Below are 18,084 nucleotides of genomic sequence, written 5' to 3'. Positions count from 1 at the left end.
TCTCCTTCAACAATTACCTTCAGTATCACCGAGTCTGCTCGGCCAAAGAGTGCAGATAGTCTGTGATTCCCGGCACGGACATTTCAATTGTCTCAAGAGTTTCTTCGAATTTCTTCAATTCCCCTGCCCACGGGTCCTCAACGTCCGGCGCCGGGGCATCACCGGTCTCGCCTGGAGTCACCCGGGGATCGAATTCGCGCAGCATACGCAACCGCGGACGCACCTCGGCGGGGAGCTCTGCGATGAGGTTCTGCAGGGCACGGTAATGCCTGCGGGTCATCGCGATGGCCACGTCACGTTCGGACAACCACTCGGACGTGATCTGCCGGGCGACATGATCATCGGTGCGGTAGCCGGCCGTGGCCAGCACCCGCGCCTGGGTGGGGTCGATGGGGTTGCCGGCCTCTTCATCACTGATGCCGGCCGAGTCAACAACAGCCTCGGCGTCGTTGAGCTCCAGATGATGCTGAAGCACACGTTCGGCCGTGACCGAACGACAGATATTGCCCGTGCACACGAACACCACGGATGCCATCTTCATACGATTCTCCTGCTCGATCCGATACCCACAACTGTCGCGGGCCACCAGCGAATCCGCACCGGTGACACCTGGCCATTCTGTCTACTGATCACGATACTGTTGCACCATGACTTCTGAAACATCGAACGCCTCGGCGCGCCCTCAGGACGATCTGTTCCGCCACATCAACGGCGAATGGATCGACACGTTCACCATCCCCGACGACCGTGCCGGCGACGGCGCCATGCGCGAACTCTTCGACACCGCAGAGACCAAGGTCCGCGACATCATCACCTCCGTCTCCGACGCCCCGCAGGAGCCGGGCAGCGAAGGCCAGAAGGTCGCCGACGTGTTCTCCTCGTTCATGGATCTCGACCAGATCAACTCACTCGGAGTCACTCCCCTGGACTCCTCCTTCGCCGCCATCGACGCTGCCGAGGACAAGTCCGAACTGGCCAATCTCCTCGGCCGCCTCGAGGTCGAAGGCATCGGCGGCGTGCTCGGCGGCTACGTCACCGCAGATGCGAAGGACTCCGACATCTACGCCCTCTACCTCGACCAGGCCGGGATCTCCCTGCCCGACGAGGACTACTACTTCAACGACGACCACGCCGAGGTGCGCGTGAAGTTCGTCGAGCACGTGAAGAAGATGTCCGCCCTCGGTGGGATCGGCACCAGGAGCAACATCTCCGACGCCGAGGTGGCCGCCAAGGTGATGGCGTTCGAAACCTCCCTGGCCCGCCACCATTGGGACCGGGTCGCCTGCCGCGACGCGGAGAAGACCTACAACAAGGTCACCCTTGATGAGCTGCGCAAACTGGGTCCAGGCTTCGACTTCGACTCCTGGTTCTCCACCCTGACCGCCGATGCCGACGACGAGCTGACCTACCTGGTCATCGGCCAGCCCTCCTTCGTCACCGGCATGGCCGAGGAGTGGGAGCGCACCGACATCGAGACCATCAAGATCTGGCTGCGCTTCTCGGTCCTCTCCGCCACAGCCTCGCTGCTGACCGATGAGATCGTCGAGGAGAACTTCGACTTCAACGCCCGCACCCTCTCGGGCACCCCTGCCCTGCGGGAGCGCTGGAAGCGCGGTGTCGGACTGGTGCAGGGCCTCCTCGGCGAGGCAGTGGGCAAGCTCTACGTGGCCCAGGAGTTCCCACCGGAGGCCAAGGACGCCATCGACCACCTCGTCGACATGCTCATCAAGGCCTACGACAAGTCGATCAACGAGCTCGACTGGATGAGTGAGGAGACGAAGCAGAAGGCCCTGGTCAAGCTCTCGAAGTTCACGCCGAAGGTCGGCTACCCCGAGGTGTGGCGCGAATACCCGGCCGCGATCGACTCCTCGGATCTGGTCGGCAACGTCCGCCGCTGCGCCCGCGCCGAGCATGCGCGTCAGATCAAGCGCATCGGCAAGGAGATCGACCGCACCGAATGGCTGATGACGCCGCAGACCGTCAACGCCTACTACCACCCGGTGATGAACGAGATCGTCTTCCCGGCCGCGATCCTGCAGCCACCGTTCTTCGACGCCGCCGGTGATGTGGCGGCGAACTTCGGTGCCATCGGCGCGGTCATCGGCCACGAGATCGGGCACGGCTTCGACGATCAGGGCTCACGCTATGACGGCGACGGCAACCTCGTCGACTGGTGGACGGCCGAGGATCGGGAGCGCTTCGAGGAACGCACCAACGCCCTCATCGCCCAGTACGAGGCACTTGTTCCCGCCAGTCTGGACGAAGCGCAGCACGTCAACGGCGCGCTGACCGTGGGTGAGAACATCGGAGACCTGGGCGGACTGTCCATCGGCTGGAAAGCCCTCGAGTTGGAATTGGGACGGGTGCCGTCAGCTGATGAGGCCGCGACGTTCTTCGAAGCCTGGGCCAAGGCCTGGCGGGCGAAGATGCGCACCGAGGAGCGCGTGCGTCGGCTGAGCATCGACCCGCACGCTCCGGAGGAGTTCCGCTGCAACCAGGTAGTGAAGAATATGACCGCCTTCCACGACACCTACGGGGTCACGGAGACCGACGGCATGTACCTCGCCCCCGAGGAGCGCGTCACCATCTGGTGAGATCGGCACGAAGGCGCAGCGTGTAGGCGCAGCGTGTAGGCGGGCTTCATCCCGGCAACCCGAAGGGCGCTGGGCAACCTTTAGCGGGGTTGCTCAGCGCCCTTCAGGTTGCTGAGATTCGGGCTCTCGGCTCATTCGGCTCATTCGGCGTGTGCGTGTGCCGCCGAGTCCTCAGCGGTGCTGGCGGATGAGGCTGACCACGCGGAAGTCGAACTCTTCCCAACTGTTGATCGGGGCATCGGACTCCATCGCGGCTTCGAAGTCCTCGATCTCAGCGAAATTCGACTCCAGCGGAATGTCATAGGGCATCTCGATGTAGAGGAGTCCGCTGGCATCGGTGTGCACGACGTCGAAGCCGGCGTTCTGGGGCGCGAGCTCATTGTTCATCACGATGAGCAGTTTGCCCTCGGTGCCCGCGTACTCTTCCTCGATGCCGTCGACGTAGCCTTCGGATTCGCGCAGTTCGCGCTGGGCTCGGATAACGAACTCGGCATAGGCGCCGATGCCGATCACGGGGATGCGGGATGTCAGGGCCTCGGTCGCGACCTTGACCAGGCGCGACCTCGCCTTGCGCGTAAGAGGCGCTACTTCGCCTCCGGACATGGCGACACCGTCGAAGCCGACCAGCGACAGAGCGCTGTGTTCGTGGTTCGGGTTGAGCAGCGTGATGTCGAGCCCGAACCGGTCGTACCACGGCCGGGTCACCTTGGCGCTCTCCTCGTCCCACCACACATAGAACAGGAACGGCACGTTGATGCCGGCTTCAGAGAAGTAGAACGGTGGTGTGCGCTCCCCCGCGGTGACGTCGAACGGAACGACGTTGCCCTCGATTGGGGCCGGGCAGGTGGCGAAGGCGGTGAATGCGAACGGGTAGTTCACGGCCCGGTTGAAGTCGACGACCAGTGAGCCGTCATGGTTCGGGATGCCCAGGTCGAGGGTTCTCCACGCGGGTGTTGAGACGCCGTTCGTGGAGTCGTGGAAGTCCAGCTGCAGACCGCTGGCCGGGTTGCCTGTGGCCAAGAGCGTCACCTCGCCTGCCTCGCTGGTGAAGGTCACGGTTCCGACTGCAGGGGTCTGGACCTGCAGGTCATCCTGCGCGGTGTTGATCGTGTGCACTTCGGGCTTGTCGAAGGGAGTGAACTTGGCGAGGAATACGAAGTTGGGGTTCGGGTCGAAGACGGGAACTTCGAAGAACTTGCCCAGCAGCGGCGATTTGGAATCACGCACCCGGATCCCGATTCGGCCGGCACGGTCGATGAGTTCGTAGAGCACACTGCCGACGGTGAACCACTGGAGGGACCACCGGTGGGCAGCTTCGCGCTGAATCCGTTCTCTTCCACGCGCACCTCCGGCCCTGAGATCTCTGGGATCTTCGGCAGGACCGTGGTGTCGCTCGGCACCGAAGCCGAGCTGGAAGGAGACGCATCATTGGTGTTCGGGCCCGCCTCGGCGGACTTGCTCATGAGGTCGAAGGTCGCGGCAGCAGGACCGGCTTTGGTCCCGGGTTCAAGGGCCACGCTGACCCAGCCATCGTCATCAATGGTGAAGGTACCGGGAGCCTCGGGCCAGGTCGTCGTCTCTTCGAGCCAGTGCAGACCGGACACGCTGAGCCAGCCGAAGGGAGTCGCCAGTGCCGAGTTCCTAGAATCCCTCCAGGTGTTCCATTCGGTCACGAACTGGTTCACTTCGAACACTCCTTGCATTGCGTTACTTCTCGGCGCTGGTACTCGGGCGATGGACGACGAAGTCCGAGCGGTCGATGGCTCCTGTGACACTGGCCCCTCCCCCGCCGCCGTGTCGACGCGGATTCGAGAACCAATGCCCTTGTGGCCAAAGCTACCGCAAACGATAGGCTGTGGAAATGAGTACATCGCCCGTGAGATCACGTACGAAAACCCAGGTCGCAGCCGATCTGACAGACTTCATCAGTTCTTCTCCCAGCTCCTATCATGCCACCGCGACGGCGGCTGCACGATTGGAGGCCGCAGGTTTCTGCCGACTCAATGAGCGCAAGGTCTGGTCTCTCGAGCCAGGTCAGGGCCACTATGTCATTCGCGACGGTGCGATCATCGCATGGCGGACTCCAGCAGGCAAAGCCGATGCCGCCGAGATTGACGCGAGTGAACAGTCCGATAACTCGGGTGGACGCCTCACCACGATTCCCGGCTTCCGCGTTTTCGGTTCTCACACGGACTCCCCAGCCTTCAAGCTCAAGCCCGGCGATGAGTTCACCGCCGAGGGAACTCGCCAGATCGGCGTCGAGATCTACGGCGGCCCGCTGCTCAATTCATGGCTCGACCGAGAACTGGCACTGGCCGGGCAGCTCAGCCTCGCCGACGGCTCCGTCGTCCTCGCTCAGACCCCGCCGATTGCGCGCATCCCGCAGTTGGCCATCCACCTCGACCGGCAGGTCAATGACGGTCTGACGTTGGACAAGCAGCGCCACACCACTCCGATCATCGGCCTGGCAGATTTGGCCGAAGCCGATGTCATCGAGATCCTCGCCGCCTCCGCCGAGGTGGATCCTGAGCAGGTCGTGGGACACGACGTCTACACGATCCCCGTCCAGTCCCCAGGGCTCTTCGGTGCCCAGGAAGAGTTCTTCGCCGCGCCGAGGTTGGACAACCTGCTCTCCGTCCACGCCGGAGTCAATGCCCTGGTCGACGTCGATGCTGCGTCCTTGGATTCCATCGCGCTCTTCGCCGGATTCGATCATGAGGAGATCGGGTCGAACTCGCGTTCCGGTGCCTGCGGGCCGTTCCTCGCTGACGTCACCGAACGCATCATCGCCTCCCTGTTCCCGGGCTCGACGCGCAGCGAGTACCTGGCTGCACTGGCCTCGTCGATATGCGTATCCTCGGATGCCGGGCATGCCGCCCACCCGAACTATCCGGAACGCCACGACCCTCATGTCCGCCCCCGCCTCGGCGGTGGTCCGCTGCTCAAGCTCAACGCCCAGCAGCGCTATGCCACGGATGCCGTGGGCACCGCGGCCTGGTCACAGGCCTGCGCGGCGGCCGGGGTCGAGTACCAGAACTTCGTGTCGAACAATGCGATGCCCTGCGGGTCGACGATCGGCCCGCTGACCGCGACCCGCCTGGGCATGACCACCGTCGATGTGGGACCGGCACTGTACTCGATGCACTCGGCGCGCGAAATGGTCGCGATTGAGGATGTCGTCTCGCTCGGTGCTGCTGCGAAGGCATTCCTGCAGGGGTGAACGCGGGGGCGCTTCCGTGGGGGCGGGGGCGCCGGGGCTGCGGTGGAGTATTCGCACGCAGAGCGCTCCAACTCACGGAGTTCGCCACACTGAGTCAGACTGAGCTGATTGCAACCCGATCAGTCTGACTCAGACTGTCTGATTCGCGCGCAGTCCACTCGATCGCCCCTGTCGCGCGCCTCCCGCCCGCGGCCACACGCGGTTTGCGACGATCCCGCCCGGGCTGCCCGCGGCTACACGCAGCAACTAACCGATCGAAGTTTCATAGCCCCGCTTTGAACGTGGGCTATGAAACTTCGATCGATCCCTTTCGGTTGACGCTCAACGGCGCGGCTCGGCTCGGCTCGGCGCGGCCGCCTGAAGCCTCCAGCACAGCCCGCCGCGTGGCGTCAGCCGACCTACTTACTTGTTCAGTTCGTCCAGGGCTTTCTGCGAGCCTGGGTGGAGTTTGATCGGATCGGGTGCCTCGGCGGTGTCGAGCTCGATGTCCTTCGCCGCTGCGTGGACCTTCTCCAGATCGGCCTTCTTGTCATAGACCAGCTTCGTCAGCGCACACGCGGTACCTTCGTCCATGTCGTTGCGGACCATGAGGACGTTGGGAGTGGCGATGGTCTTGACGGCCTTGACGCCCTTGTATGTGTCGGCCGGGATCTCGTCGACCTCGTAGACCGGGTTGATCTCCTTCATCGGGTCTTCGAGCTTGGAGATGTCGAGGAATTCGACGTCTTTGCCGTTGGAGGTGAAGAGGTCGGTGACGCCGGCTGTCGGGAGTCCGCCGGACCACACCATGCCGTCGATCGTGCCGTCCTTCATCCCGTCGACCGTCTTGGTCAGGTCGAGGCGCTGGGTTGTCACGTCTCCCTCTTTGAGCCCGGCCGTTTCGATGAGACGGTTGGCGATGACCTCGGTGCCCGACTTCGGTGAGCCGGTGGAGATCGTCTTGCCCTTGAAGTCCTCGACGGACTTGATGTTCGCATCCTTGCGCACGACCACGTGGGTGAAGTTCGAGTAGATGCGCGTCAGCGCCGAGATGTCCTCGGGCTGTTTGAAGTCGGCGTCGCCGTTGACGGCATCGGCTGCGGTATCGGCGAGCGAGAACGCGATGTCGTAGTCCCCGGATGCCAGCTGCTGCAGGTTCTGCACGGAGGCACCGGTCTCGGCCGCGGTGGCCTTGAGGTCGGTGTTGTCCGAGATGATCTGCGCCAGACCGCCGCCGAGGACGTAGTACACGCCCGTCGAGTTACCTGTGGCAACCGTGATCTGCCCTGAGGCCGCGGTGCAGTCGCCACCTCCCTCGCCCGCCGGCTTGGCTTCCTGCTTACCGCCGCATGAGCTCAACGCCAGCACCGCGGCGACGGCTGACGCCGTGATTGTGAACATCCTTGTTCGCTTCATGGACTTCGTCCCTTTCTCAGTTGGACTCGGCCGGAGATCCGGTCGAGTGTGTTTCGGTGGGTCCGCTGTCGCTGATAGTCGCCGAGGTGGTCTTCGGTTTGCGACGCAGCAGCAGGTGGACGATGACGGCGAGGATGAGAGCGGAGAACCCGATCATCATCGACATGGGCTGGAGGTAGAGCAGGGCTCCTGCGGCGATGAAGCACAGGATGCGCTCGGGCCAGCCCGCACGGCGGATGATCCAGCCACCGGCACCGGCGGCGAGTGCGGCCACGGCGAACGCGGAGACGAGCCCGGTCCACACTGCGCCGATGAATCCGCCCTGTGCCACGAGGCTGGCGCCTTCGGGGGTGAAGGTGAAGGCCAGCGGGACGAGGAAGGCGGGGATCGCGTACTTGCAGGCCTGCCACATCGTTGCGATGACTCGACCGCCGGTGATCGCCGAGGACGCGACGGCCGCCAGAGCGGTCGGGGGTGAGACCTCGGACAGGACCGCGTAGTAGAAGATGAACATCGCGGCGGCCGCCTCGGGGACACCGAGTGAGATCAGTGCCGGGCCGACGATGACCCAGCTGATGATGAACGAGGCCGTCACCGGCACCGCCAGGCCGAGGATGGTCACGGCCACGGCAGCGAAGATGCAGGTGAAGATGAGGACCGCGGTCGGGTCTGTCGACAGTGACTGCGCACCCTTGATGAGGATGTCGGAGATGACCTGCCCGAGGCCGGTCTTCGTGATCGTCGAGACGATGATGCCTGCAGCCGCACAGACGCTGGTCACCGGCAGGACCGAACGGATGCCCGTGGACAGAGCACCGTAGAAGACGTCCCAGATTGCGGCCAGGATGGTCTTCGGCTCGCCGAGGCGGGAGAGCACGATCTCGATGATTCCGAAGCCGATCCCGACCAGGGTGGCGTAGACGACGGCTTTGAAGGGTGCCATGCCCATGGAGAGGAAGACGACGATGATGCCCAATGAGATGAAGTGGTAGAACCCCTTCTTGAGGATGGGCCACGCGCGCAGGCCTGGGGGCGGCGTGTAGTCGACCTCGATCTTGCGGGAGTCGATCTCGATGGCGAGGAAGATGCCCAGGTAGTACAGGAGGGTCGGGACCACTGCCCAGAGCAGGACGAGACCGTAGGAGACGTTGAGCAGCTCCGCGATGATGAAGGCTGCGGCGCCGAGGGTTGGGGGTGAGAGGATCGCGCCGATGCCGGAGGCGGCGAGCATTCCGCCTGCGTTCTCCTTCGGATACCCGGCCTTCTTCAGCACCGGCCAGGTCACGGCGCCCAGTGAGACCGCTGTGGCTGTGCCGGAGCCGGAGACCGTACCCAGAAGGAAACCGGAGAGTGCGACGGTGCGCCCGGGTGCGGCCTTCGATTTCTTGAATAGGGAGAAGCTGAGGTCGATGAAGAAGCTGGCTGCCCCGGTCTTGTCGAGGACCGCACCGTAGATCGTGAAGAGGACGATGTAGGTGGCAGCGACGTCGAGGGGGATGCCGTAGAAGCCGGAGGCATCGTTGTAGAGGGCGTTGACGATCTGATCGAAGTTCTGGCCGGCGTGGGAGCCTGGCCAACTGACCGGAATATAGGCCCCGTAGTAGCTGTAGAGGAAGAAGACGAGGCAGAAGATCGGCAGGATCAGGCCCGTGGTTCGCCGTGTTGCCTCGAGAACGAGGAGCAGGAGAACTCCGCCCATCATGACGTCGAGTGAGGTCAGCGAACCCTGCCGGTTGAGGAACTCGTTGAAGCCGCCGGAGAAGAAGGGCAGCACCGGGTAGGCACAGGTGAGGAACGTGAGGGCGACGAGGACCCAATCGATGATCGAGGGGTTGTCGTTCGACCGACGCTTCGCCTTGGTTCGCCGGCCGTCTTGGGGTTGCCAGCTGTCGTGGCGCTGTCGACCGTGCCGGTGCTATCGACAGCCTCGGCAACCTCCGCTGCTTGGTCTGCGACGTCGGTCTTGCGTCCGAATCCTGGCCGATAGCAGATGAAGACGAGCGGCAGAACGAACGCCAGGAACCACATGAGGTAGTACTGGTTGCCCTGGGCCAACGGGAAGAAGACCTGTTTGAGTACGAACAATGACACGACGAAACACACGATCCCCACACCGAGGTCGAGCCTGCGGGTCAGGGTGCGCTGAGGAAGTTCCTCATCGTATTGCGCGATCAGTTCGTCGACGTTCGTCTGCGGAAGCGGATTCGCAGGCGGCGCCTCGGAAGGTCGTCCGGACATCGTTGTCCTTTCAGATGCTCGGGCCGAAAAGCTCAAGCCAATTTGTTCAGGGCCTGTTGTGAACCACCTCACAATATACCGAGCGTCCGCTCACCTTCTTCTCTCGCGTCCCGACCTGTGGTCATATTGTCGAGATCGTTACCCGCAGTGCCGATAGGTGGGACTAAGCCTTAGTTCTCACGGCAATGCACCCCACCTCGTCGCAGGGCACCCCGACACAGGCCGGGACTCAGCCATTCGAGTTTCACTCTTGCCGACCGAGTGGCCACCCTTTGAGATGGAACGTAGCTTGCCGGATACGGGGGTAAATTGGGGCCATGAATTCTCCGACTCCGGTCTTCGACGCGCACCTGCACATCATCGATCCCAAACATCCCCTGGTTGAGAACAACGGCTACCTGCCGGATCCGTTCACGGTCGAGGACTACCTGATGCGCATCAGCGGCCTGGGCATCGCAGGTGGAGCCGTCGTCGCCGGATCATTCCAAGGTTTCGACCAGTGTTACCTCGTCGATGCCTTGAGCACTCTTGGGCCCGACTTCGTCGGCGTGACCCAGCTTCCGACCGATACCTGCGACGAACGCATCCTCGAACTCGACCGCGACGGAATCAAGGCGCTGCGCTTCAACGTCGCCCGAGGAGGCTCCGCGGTCTTAGACGACATGGAACACATGGCGCGCCGGGTCCATGACCTCGCCGGATGGCACTCTGAGCTCTACATCGATTCCCGCAGCATCGACGACGACCTGGGCGAGCGCATCGCCGGACTGCCTTCGGTGAGCATCGACCATTTCGGCATGCACCGCGACGGACTGCCTGCGCTTCTGCGCTTGGTTGAACGGGGTGTGAAGGTGAAGGCCACAGGTTTCGGTCGTGTCGAACTCGACCCGGCCACCACGATGAGAGCAATCGTCGACGTCGATCCTTCGGCACTCATGGTGGGCACCGACCTGCCATCGACCAGGGCACCTCGACCGTTCGAGAACGCAGACTTCGACATCATCCGAGACACTCTGTCACCCGACGAGCTCACCGCAGTGTTCTGGGACAACGCCGCCGAATTCTATCTGGGACGCGCACGCGACTGACCCTGCGGCATGCGTGTAGCCGACCCTGGTGCACGCACCCAGCACGGGCTGACTCTTGGCCTGCGTTGACCTCTATCAAGTAGCATTCCACGGATGAACTCCCCACGATCGAATCTTGCATCCACCCTGCACAACCTCGATGGCCGCAGCTACGGAAACTACAAGCAGATCCGCGGCAGCTACGAGTTCGGGCCGGTCACCGTGTTCATCGATCGAGTCCAGGTCGACCCCTTTGCTTCCCCGTCGAAGGTCCGAATCAGGATCAACCGCGCCGAGGCGGGGTTCCCCACTGACATCACCACCGAACGGGCAGATCGCATCGCGGCCTCTGACTTCCTCTTCCGCGTCGTGATTCGTTCCTGCACCGCAACGACCGGCGCTCGATCATCCTCGGACGTCCGGGCCAAGAAGTTCTTGAGCGCACCAATGTCGTCATCGACGATGACGGCTTCGAAGCACGCCTGCTCATCAATCTCCCTGCTCGTGGCCGGCGCATCTTGGGCCATCAGGCGGCCGATATCCTCACCCGCGATGTGCCCGAGCTCGCTCAGGCCATGTTCGTTCACTCCAATCTGCGCGCTGATGACCTACACGAGCACGTCCAGCTCCACCGGGATCAATTGGAACTGCAGAACCACCTCGGCGAGGAAAGGCTCCTCGCGTTCATCGGCAACGATTCGATCCTGCCGAGGCGTTCGGGAGACTCGGATCTGCCCATGGACTCTCACGCTGTGGCGTTCACCAGCCCCACCTCACTTGAACACACCGTCACGCTCTCGAGCGGACGCAGCCTCACGGGCATGGCGATCCCGCATGGCGTCACCGTCATCGTCGGCGGCGGGTACCACGGCAAGTCGACGATCCTGCGTGCTCTCGAACGCGGCGTCTACCCGCACATCGCCGGCGACGGACGCGAATGGGTCATCACTGAACCCAGCGCCACCTCCATCCGGGCCGAGGACGGTCGCGCCGTGACCGGCGACGACATCTCGCCCTTCATCAACAATCTCCCATCCGGCACTGACACAGGATCCTTCACCACAACGAATGCGAGCGGCTCGACCTCGCAGGCGGCCAACCTCGTCGAGGCTGTTGAGGTCGGTGCACGTTCACTGCTCATCGACGAAGACACCTCGGCGACGAACTTCATGATCCGCGATGAGCGCATGCGTGCGCTGATCCCGGCCGACCGCGAACCCATCACACCGTTCGTCGACCGCATCCGCCCGCTGTTTTCCGAACGAGGGGTGTCCACGGTCTTAGTCGCCGGTGGATCGAGTGCGTTCTTCGAAGTCGCCGACCACGTCATCGCCCTCGACGCCTACGTACCGCAGGAGGTCACCGAGAAGGCGCATGAGTTCGTCGGTGTGAACCCGGCAGATTTCGCGAGTACGAGCCCAGCCGGCTCAGGCGATGACAAGTCCGACTCAGCCGGTGGCAGCAGCGACACATTTGCATCGCCTCGGCCCCGAATACCGACGGCAAAGGCACTGCGCCCGAGCTCGAAGACGAAGTCAGCGAAGGCGAAGGGCCTCGGCCAGGTCCAGTTCGGCAAGGCATTCATCGACCTCAGCGCCGTGTCTCAGCTCGTCGATGTGCAGCAGACGGCGGGCATCGCCGAGGCGCTGGAGTACATGGCAGAGATCTTCGACAACCGGACCTCACTGACCGAGGCGCTGGCCGAGATCGACGACATGCTCGATGCGCAGGGCGTCGATGGCCTGACCGGCAACCGCGACCATCCGGGACATGTCGCCCGACCGCGAGCCCAGGAGATCGCGGCCGCTCTCAACCGCTTCCGGGGGCTGCAGCTCGTCGAATGACGCTTAAGCGTCGAGCAGCTTTTTCAGATCCTCGGCCGTCGTCACCGGCAATGAGCACTGCGTTCCCTGACAGACGATGGCGGCGCCCTCGGGCACCTCAACCTCGGAACCGTCTTCGGCAGGAACGCCTGTTGCTCCGGTGATGAGCGTGACCGCCGGGTGCTTGGCCGCGATGTCGCTCAGTGTCGCATTGCGCGTTGCGACGCGAACCGGTTTGAGTGCCCGTTCCGATTGCCACAGCGCGTGGCCGCAGCCGCGAGGTGCTCGGCCGGCGAGCGCCCGGTAGACGCCGAGTAGTCGGTCGCGCAGTTCTAGAAGTCCGCCGGCGCTGAGGTCATCGGCAACGTCGTTGCCGGCATGAACACTGCTGCCTGCACTTCCGTCCACGCCGATCTCCGCGAGCAGAAGAGCCACTTCTGCCGCCGCCGAGCGGCCGGAGGGCACCGTATTGTCGACCGGGTCGGAAGCTCTCACATCGAGGATCTCATCACCCATGGAGTCGAAGACCTCGAGCACCTCATCCTCGGCGGTGAAGTTTGCGAACATTGTCGTACCCCATGACTTGAGGTCGTTCACCTGCACCGACGAATCCGGCAGCTGGCGGACCGTGATCCCTGCGGTGATGAACTGGGCCCAGTCGGCGAGGCCCGCCTGGCCGGGCCCCGGGGTATCACCGGTGAAGCTGCGGCGGACGTCGAGCCGCGGGCTGTCACCTGAATCGAAGCCAGCGGCAGAATCGGCACTCGGTCCCGAGCCGGAGCCGCCGAAGCGTGCCACCATCGCATCCCACAGGTGCGCGGCCTGACTCCCCCAGCCGACCGATGCATCAGCAGAGAGCACCGCATCAGCGGGTAGCGACCCATCAGTAGACAGCGCAGCATCCGTGTACAGCGCTGCCTCGGCCAGTGCCGTGATCGCCAGCGAGTTCCATTCGGTGATCGTCTTCTCATCGCGAGCAGGCTGGGGCCGCTGGTCCAACAGCTTCCTGAGCCCGTCCCTCTGCGCAGCCGTCGCCGAGGTCTCCCACGGCGCCGGGTGGCTCTCATCGAAGGGCACCTCGTCCATGCCCAACCAGTCGATGATGCGGATCGCAGCCACGACGGAGCCAGACAGCTCCGCGGCGGCGGGGGAATCGACGAGCTGGAGCAGCCCCTCCTCCCCCACCTCGGCGAACTCCTCGGGTGTGACGACATAGGCGGCGCCTTCCTCCAGCACTCCATCGCTGTTGAGGGAGTCCGCGTCGAGGGCGGCGATGAAGCGATCACCGTCGGAGATGTCTGCGAGGAGGAAGTTCGCGGTGTCGGTGATCTCCCGCTCGGCGAGCGCCAACCACTTCGAGGTGGGGTTCAGCGCGCGTTCGACCTTCGCCCACTGCACGACGGCGCGCAGGTAGAGTCCATTGTCGTAGAGCATCTTCTCGAAGTGCGGTACGAACCACTGCCGGTCGACGCTGTAGCGGGCGATGCCGCCGCGCACCTGGTCACGCATGCCGCCGCTCGCGATCCGCGCGAAGGTGCTGCGTACCGCGATGAGGCAGTCGAGGACGAGTTCACCCTCGAGGTGACCGTCGGCGCCGACCCTGTCGACCTTTCCCGGAGCAAGTGTTCCCTCCCTCGCCGAGGTGGTTCCGCCCAATCGCACGAACGTGGCCAGAAGCTGCATGAGGTTCATCAGCGGCGGGAACTTCGGGGCCTTGCCGAACCCACCCCACGCCGGATCGTAGGAGTCGAGCAGGGACTCGGCGGCCGAATCGAGCTCCTCGGCGCTCAGCAATTCAGAGGCAGCTTCGGCCGGCAGTGCGTCGGAGACGGCGCTGGCCATGTCGGCCAATCCCCGGTCCATGCGCTGGGTCATCTCGGTCACCTCGTCGCGGCGATCCGTCCATGTCTGGGACACGGCCGAGAGCACCTGCGTGAACGCGGGCAGATTGCCTCGCGGAGCCGGTGGAAAGTACGTGCCAGCATAGAAGGGACTGCCGGCAGCCGTGGCGAAGATCGTCATCGGCCACCCGCCCTGTCCACGCATCGCCTGGAGGGCGTTCATGTAATACGCATCGATGTCCGGCAGCTCTTCGCGGTCGATCTTGATCGGCAGGAAGTTCTCGTTGATGATGCGGGCGATGGCCTCGTCCTCGAAGGACTCGTGGGCCATGACGTGGCACCAGTGGCAGGTGGAGTAGCCGATCGAGATGAGCAGGGGCACGTCACGACGGGCCGCCTCGGCGAGGTTGTCCTTCGTCCACATCCGCCAGTCGACGGGATTGTCGGCGTGGGCGCGGAGGTACGGGCTGGTGGACGACGCGAGTTCATTGGCCATACCCCCAGCGTCTCATTGGGCGGCCCTGGTTGAGAAGGTGCGACTCGGATGGCCTCTGTCGATTCGTGTCGTTCGATCCGGCAGTTCTGAGATCCACGAGCTCACCCCGTGGCGCACTATTCACATCTACACCACATTCTTCTACGATAAGTAGAAGTTGGCGGTGAGGCTGCTCCATACACGCGGTGACCCTCCGCCCCGAAGAGAGGTAGAGCGATGAACGTCGAGTCGAACATGGTCCTGGACGTCACCGATTGCTGGAGTTACCTGCGCGCCAGCGCCATTGGTCGCTTGGCAGTCATCGGCGATGACGCGCCCGAGATCTTCCCCGTCAACTATTCTGTCGAACATTCGGCAATCGTCTTCCGGTCAGCGGAGGGCGGCAAGGTCGATGCTATCCGCGCCCGTCCCCGTGTGGCGTTCGAGATCGACGAATTCGAGCCTGCAACCAACACTGCCTGGAGCGTGGTGATCAAGGGCATAGCGAAGGAGATCAACGATCCTGAGGAGCTGCGGGAGACCGTCGGCCTCGACGTATCCCCGTGGCAAGGAGGTGCGAAGAATCGTTTCATTCGGATCATCGCCGAGGAGGTGTCCGGCCGACGTTTCCCCGTGACCGATCCGTCCGCTTGGGAAGCACCGCTGAGCCATGTAGCGCGGGCGCCACGGGAGTGAGTACCCGAACGTCGCAGACCAGGCGCTGAGCCCAGGTCAGTTGCAGAGGTCCTCCGACCTCAGAGGTCTTCGACGACCTCGAGAAGTCGGTCGGGCCTGTTGGTGATGATGCCGTCGGCGCCGAGGTCGATGGCCTTCTCCATGTCCTCGACACTGTTGACGGTCCACACCAGGCTCGACATTCCCAGCTCGTGGACGTGGCCGAGGAAGGTCGCGTCGGCTGCGGTGTATTGCGGGTTGATCTGATCGACCCAGGTAGCAAAGTCGAGCAGTTCATCGGGGCAGGGCCGACCCAGAACACCGACAGGGATTTCTGGGGCCAAAGCGTGAAACTCGCGAACGAAGGCCCAGTCGCCGGACTGGACGACGAGCATTCCCGCGGCCAAAGCCCGGTCCAGATATTCAGGCACGGCAGTCAGGGACTCAACGAGCACCTCGGCGATTCCGGGATATTGGGCGGGCTTCTTAACCTCGAGGAGCAGCCCGGTGCGGGTCACGTGCACCAGATCCAGCACCTCGGCGAGGTGAGGGACCCTGACGCCGTTGTACACCTGCCCCTTCCACGAGCCCGCATCGAGGGCGGCGATCTCAGCAGTCGTCATGGCGCTCACGCTGGTATCGGCACGGTCGGGGTAGATCGTGCGGACGTTGGTGGTGCGGTCGAGGGGGTCGTCATGGATGACGATGAGGTCGCCGTCTTTGTTCATGTGGACGTCGATCTCGATCATGTCCGCACCCTGATCGATGCCGGCGACGAAGGCGGGGATCGTATTCTCGGGATGCTGCTCGGACGCTCCTCGGTGAGCGATGACCAGCGGGGGAACACGGGTGTGCGTGACTTCGGCGGTGGATTGGTTCAAAAGAGTGATTGGCATGGCGGGGACTCCTCAGGGGTGGCGGCTCAGAGCGGCGGTGAGCGGCCGGTGGCGCAGTTCGTTGCGGATCAGACTAGGCAACCAGAGCAAGGGCAGGATGATGATTGGGTAGACGTGACGTGAACCCTGGCAGAGCAGGCGCTCACAAGTGCGGCCGTGATTCCGTATGCTCGCTCGACTGCCTCGTGGTCGGTAATGAGCCAAACGCCGCCTGCCTGCGCACTGCAGGAGTGGGTTAGTGGCAGACTGAAGGCATACACAGCGGACGTTCAGGCACTCTTCCGCCCGAACCTCTGACCGCATGATTGCCGAAGGAGGCTCAGTTCCATGGAGATGCTGCAGAACGCACTCAACGGGATCGATTCCGTATCGTCCTATGTACTCGTTGCAGTCCTGATTCCCACTGGTCTGTATTTCACCATCCGCACCGGAGTGATCCAGGTGCGGATGCTCCCCGAAATGTTCCGCACGCTCGCCGAGCCGGGTGGACGAGACTCCGAAGGCAATAAGAACATCTCCCCGTTCCGCGCCTTCTCCATCTCTGCTGCCTCGCGAGTGGGCACGGCCAACATCGCCGGCGTGGCCTTGGCCATTTCGCTGGGCGGGCCTGGTGCGGTGTTCTGGATGTGGCTGACTGCCGTCGTCGGCGGTGCCACTGCGTTCGCCGAGTCCGCTCTCGGGCAGGTCTACAAGATGAAGGACGGCCCGAACTTCCGCGGCGGCCCGGCCTACTACATCCGGCACGGAATGAACATGAAATGGCTCGGCCTGGTCTTCGCCGTGATCGTCGCCATCACCTACGGCATCGTGTTCAACACGGTGCAGTCGAACTCGATCGTCGACGCGGTCGGTGCATCGTTCAATGTCGAGGACTCGAACTTCGCATTCTCAGCAATCGCCGGTGTGGTCATCGCCGTCGGCGCCTACCTGATCTTCGTCGGCGGAGCCAAGCGCATCTCGAACGTCTCCGCCTACCTCGTGCCGATCATGGCCGGTCTCTACCTGATCGTCGGGATCATCGTCGTGGTGCTCAACCTCGGCGCCGTCCCCGACATGATCCTCACCATCTTCACCGATGCGTTCAGCATGGATTCCATCGCCGGTGGAACGCTCGGCTCGATCATGCTGATCGGCGTTCAGCGCGGCCTGTTCTCCAATGAGGCCGGAATCGGTTCCGTCCCGAATGCCGCAGCCACAGCATCGGCGTCTCACCCGGCCAAACAGGGATTCGTGCAGGCACTGGGCGTGTACTTCGACACGATCCTCGTCTGCTCGATCACAGCGTTCATCATCCTGCTGTCGAACCCCGAATACGGCAGCTCTGCCGAAGGAATCCAGCTGACGCAGACGGCGCTGAGCGGGCAGCTGGGCCAGTGGGCAATCCACTTCCTCACCTTCGCGATCTTCCTCTTCGCCTTCTCCTCGATCCTCGGCAACTACTACTACGGCGAAGCCAATATCGAGCATCTGACCACCAGCAAAGTTGCCATGCGGGTGTACCAGGTGATCGTGATGGTGTCGGTCTTCATCGGGGCGATCGCGGCACTGGACATCGTCTGGACCGCGGCGAACATCTTCATGGCGATCATGGCTCTCATCAACCTCTTCGCTCTGCTGATGCTCTCACCGCTGGTGTTCAACCTGCTGAAGAACTACCAGCAGCAGCGTCGACAGGGACTTGAGCCGGTCTTCCACCGTTCCGATCTGCCCACGTTCAAGCGCATCAACACCGACATCGACGCTTGGGACGGCACAGACGAAGTCACCACTGCAAAGTTCTGGCAGGACCGCGGCAAGAAGGTCCGCCCGGACGAGTGACACCAGCGTCCTGGTCACGCAGTGACAGCACAATCGCATCGG

Annotated in this window: 13 protein-coding genes and 1 pseudogene; 7 read left to right on the top strand and 7 right to left on the bottom strand. The window is 63.4% G+C overall.

All coding sequences use genetic code 11. The annotated features are described in order from the left end of the window. Nucleotides 1-25 precede the first annotated feature (25 nt). Nucleotides 26-541, bottom strand: a complete 516-nt coding sequence (locus PGC08_RS02475; protein WP_009884606.1) for a low molecular weight protein-tyrosine-phosphatase — start codon at nt 539-541, stop codon at nt 26-28. 106 nt (nt 542-647) lie between these two features. Between PGC08_RS02475 and PGC08_RS02470 the strand changes: the two genes are divergently transcribed. Beyond that, the gene (locus tag PGC08_RS02470) at nt 648-2,594 is read left to right on the top strand and encodes a M13 family metallopeptidase (protein ID WP_271709447.1); all 1,947 of its coding nucleotides are present in this window, start codon (nt 648-650) and stop codon (nt 2,592-2,594) included. Nucleotides 2,595-2,765: 171 nt separating this feature from the next. On the opposite strand, the gene PGC08_RS02465 is transcribed toward PGC08_RS02470, so the two are convergent. Continuing rightward, nucleotides 2,766-3,866, bottom strand: a complete 1,101-nt coding sequence (locus tag PGC08_RS02465; protein ID WP_271709446.1) for a DUF1684 domain-containing protein — start codon at nt 3,864-3,866, stop codon at nt 2,766-2,768. A gap of 589 nt (nt 3,867-4,455) precedes the next feature. On the opposite strand from PGC08_RS02465, the gene PGC08_RS02460 reads away from it, so the two are divergent. After that, a complete protein-coding gene (locus PGC08_RS02460; RefSeq protein ID WP_271709445.1) occupies nt 4,456-5,814 on the top strand; it encodes a M18 family aminopeptidase in 1,359 nt (452 codons plus the stop codon). Nucleotides 5,815-6,216: 402 nt separating this feature from the next. On the opposite strand, the gene PGC08_RS02455 is transcribed toward PGC08_RS02460, so the two are convergent. The 3 genes from PGC08_RS02455 to PGC08_RS02445 are packed head-to-tail and all read right to left on the bottom strand — an operon-like array spanning nt 6,217 to nt 9,447. After that, nucleotides 6,217-7,209, bottom strand: a complete 993-nt coding sequence (locus PGC08_RS02455) for a TAXI family TRAP transporter solute-binding subunit (RefSeq protein ID WP_271709444.1) — start codon at nt 7,207-7,209, stop codon at nt 6,217-6,219. Between the two features lie 16 nt (nt 7,210-7,225). After that, nucleotides 7,226-9,031, bottom strand: coding sequence for a TRAP transporter permease (locus PGC08_RS02450; protein WP_271710031.1), 1,806 nt, complete (start codon nt 9,029-9,031; stop codon nt 7,226-7,228). Further along, nucleotides 8,926-9,447: a hypothetical protein gene (locus PGC08_RS02445; protein ID WP_271709443.1), complete on the bottom strand. Its 522-nt coding sequence runs from the start codon at nt 9,445-9,447 to the stop codon at nt 8,926-8,928. Before PGC08_RS02445 ends, PGC08_RS02450 begins: the two co-directional genes overlap by 106 nt. Nucleotides 9,448-9,764: 317 nt before the next feature. Here PGC08_RS02445 and PGC08_RS02440 point away from each other — a divergent pair, with 317 nt between their 5' ends. From PGC08_RS02440 to PGC08_RS02430, 3 genes and pseudogenes are all read left to right on the top strand, one after another. Next, the gene (locus tag PGC08_RS02440) at nt 9,765-10,535 is read left to right on the top strand and encodes an amidohydrolase family protein (protein ID WP_193084241.1); all 771 of its coding nucleotides are present in this window, start codon (nt 9,765-9,767) and stop codon (nt 10,533-10,535) included. 93 nt (nt 10,536-10,628) lie between these two features. Further along, nucleotides 10,629-11,035 (top strand): annotated as a pseudogene (locus PGC08_RS19405) (ABC-ATPase domain-containing protein); the annotation flags it as partial. A 54-nt stretch (nt 11,036-11,089) separates the two neighbouring features. After that, entirely contained in the window at nt 11,090-12,358 is a 1,269-nt protein-coding gene (locus PGC08_RS02430; protein WP_333937919.1) for an ABC-ATPase domain-containing protein, read from the top strand. 3 nt (nt 12,359-12,361) lie between these two features. Here PGC08_RS02430 and PGC08_RS02425 read toward each other — a convergent pair whose 3' ends face one another. Next, complete coding sequence (locus PGC08_RS02425) at nt 12,362-14,674, bottom strand: thioredoxin domain-containing protein (RefSeq protein WP_271709442.1); 2,313 nt, start codon at nt 14,672-14,674, stop codon at nt 12,362-12,364. 216 nt (nt 14,675-14,890) lie between these two features. Here PGC08_RS02425 and PGC08_RS02420 point away from each other — a divergent pair, with 216 nt between their 5' ends. Next, nucleotides 14,891-15,349, top strand: a complete 459-nt coding sequence (locus tag PGC08_RS02420; protein ID WP_271709441.1) for a pyridoxamine 5'-phosphate oxidase family protein — start codon at nt 14,891-14,893, stop codon at nt 15,347-15,349. A 59-nt stretch (nt 15,350-15,408) separates the two neighbouring features. Here the strand turns inward: PGC08_RS02420 and PGC08_RS02415 are convergent, their stop codons facing one another. Further along, on the bottom strand, nt 15,409-16,224 hold the full coding sequence (locus PGC08_RS02415; protein WP_271709440.1) for a glycerophosphodiester phosphodiesterase: 816 nt from the start codon (nt 16,222-16,224) through the stop codon (nt 15,409-15,411). Nucleotides 16,225-16,551: 327 nt separating this feature from the next. On the opposite strand from PGC08_RS02415, the gene PGC08_RS02410 reads away from it, so the two are divergent. Next, nucleotides 16,552-18,042 carry an alanine/glycine:cation symporter family protein gene (locus tag PGC08_RS02410; RefSeq protein WP_271709439.1) on the top strand — a complete coding sequence of 497 codons (1,491 nt, stop codon included), beginning with the start codon at nt 16,552-16,554 and terminating at the stop codon, nt 18,040-18,042. Nucleotides 18,043-18,084: the final 42 nt, after the last annotated feature.

This window comes from Brevibacterium sp. BDJS002, assembly GCF_028201555.1.
Classification (GTDB): domain Bacteria; phylum Actinomycetota; class Actinomycetes; order Actinomycetales; family Brevibacteriaceae; genus Brevibacterium; species Brevibacterium aurantiacum.
The sequence above is the reverse complement of the archived record's forward strand: the minus strand, read 5'-3'. Positions and strand labels throughout refer to the sequence as shown.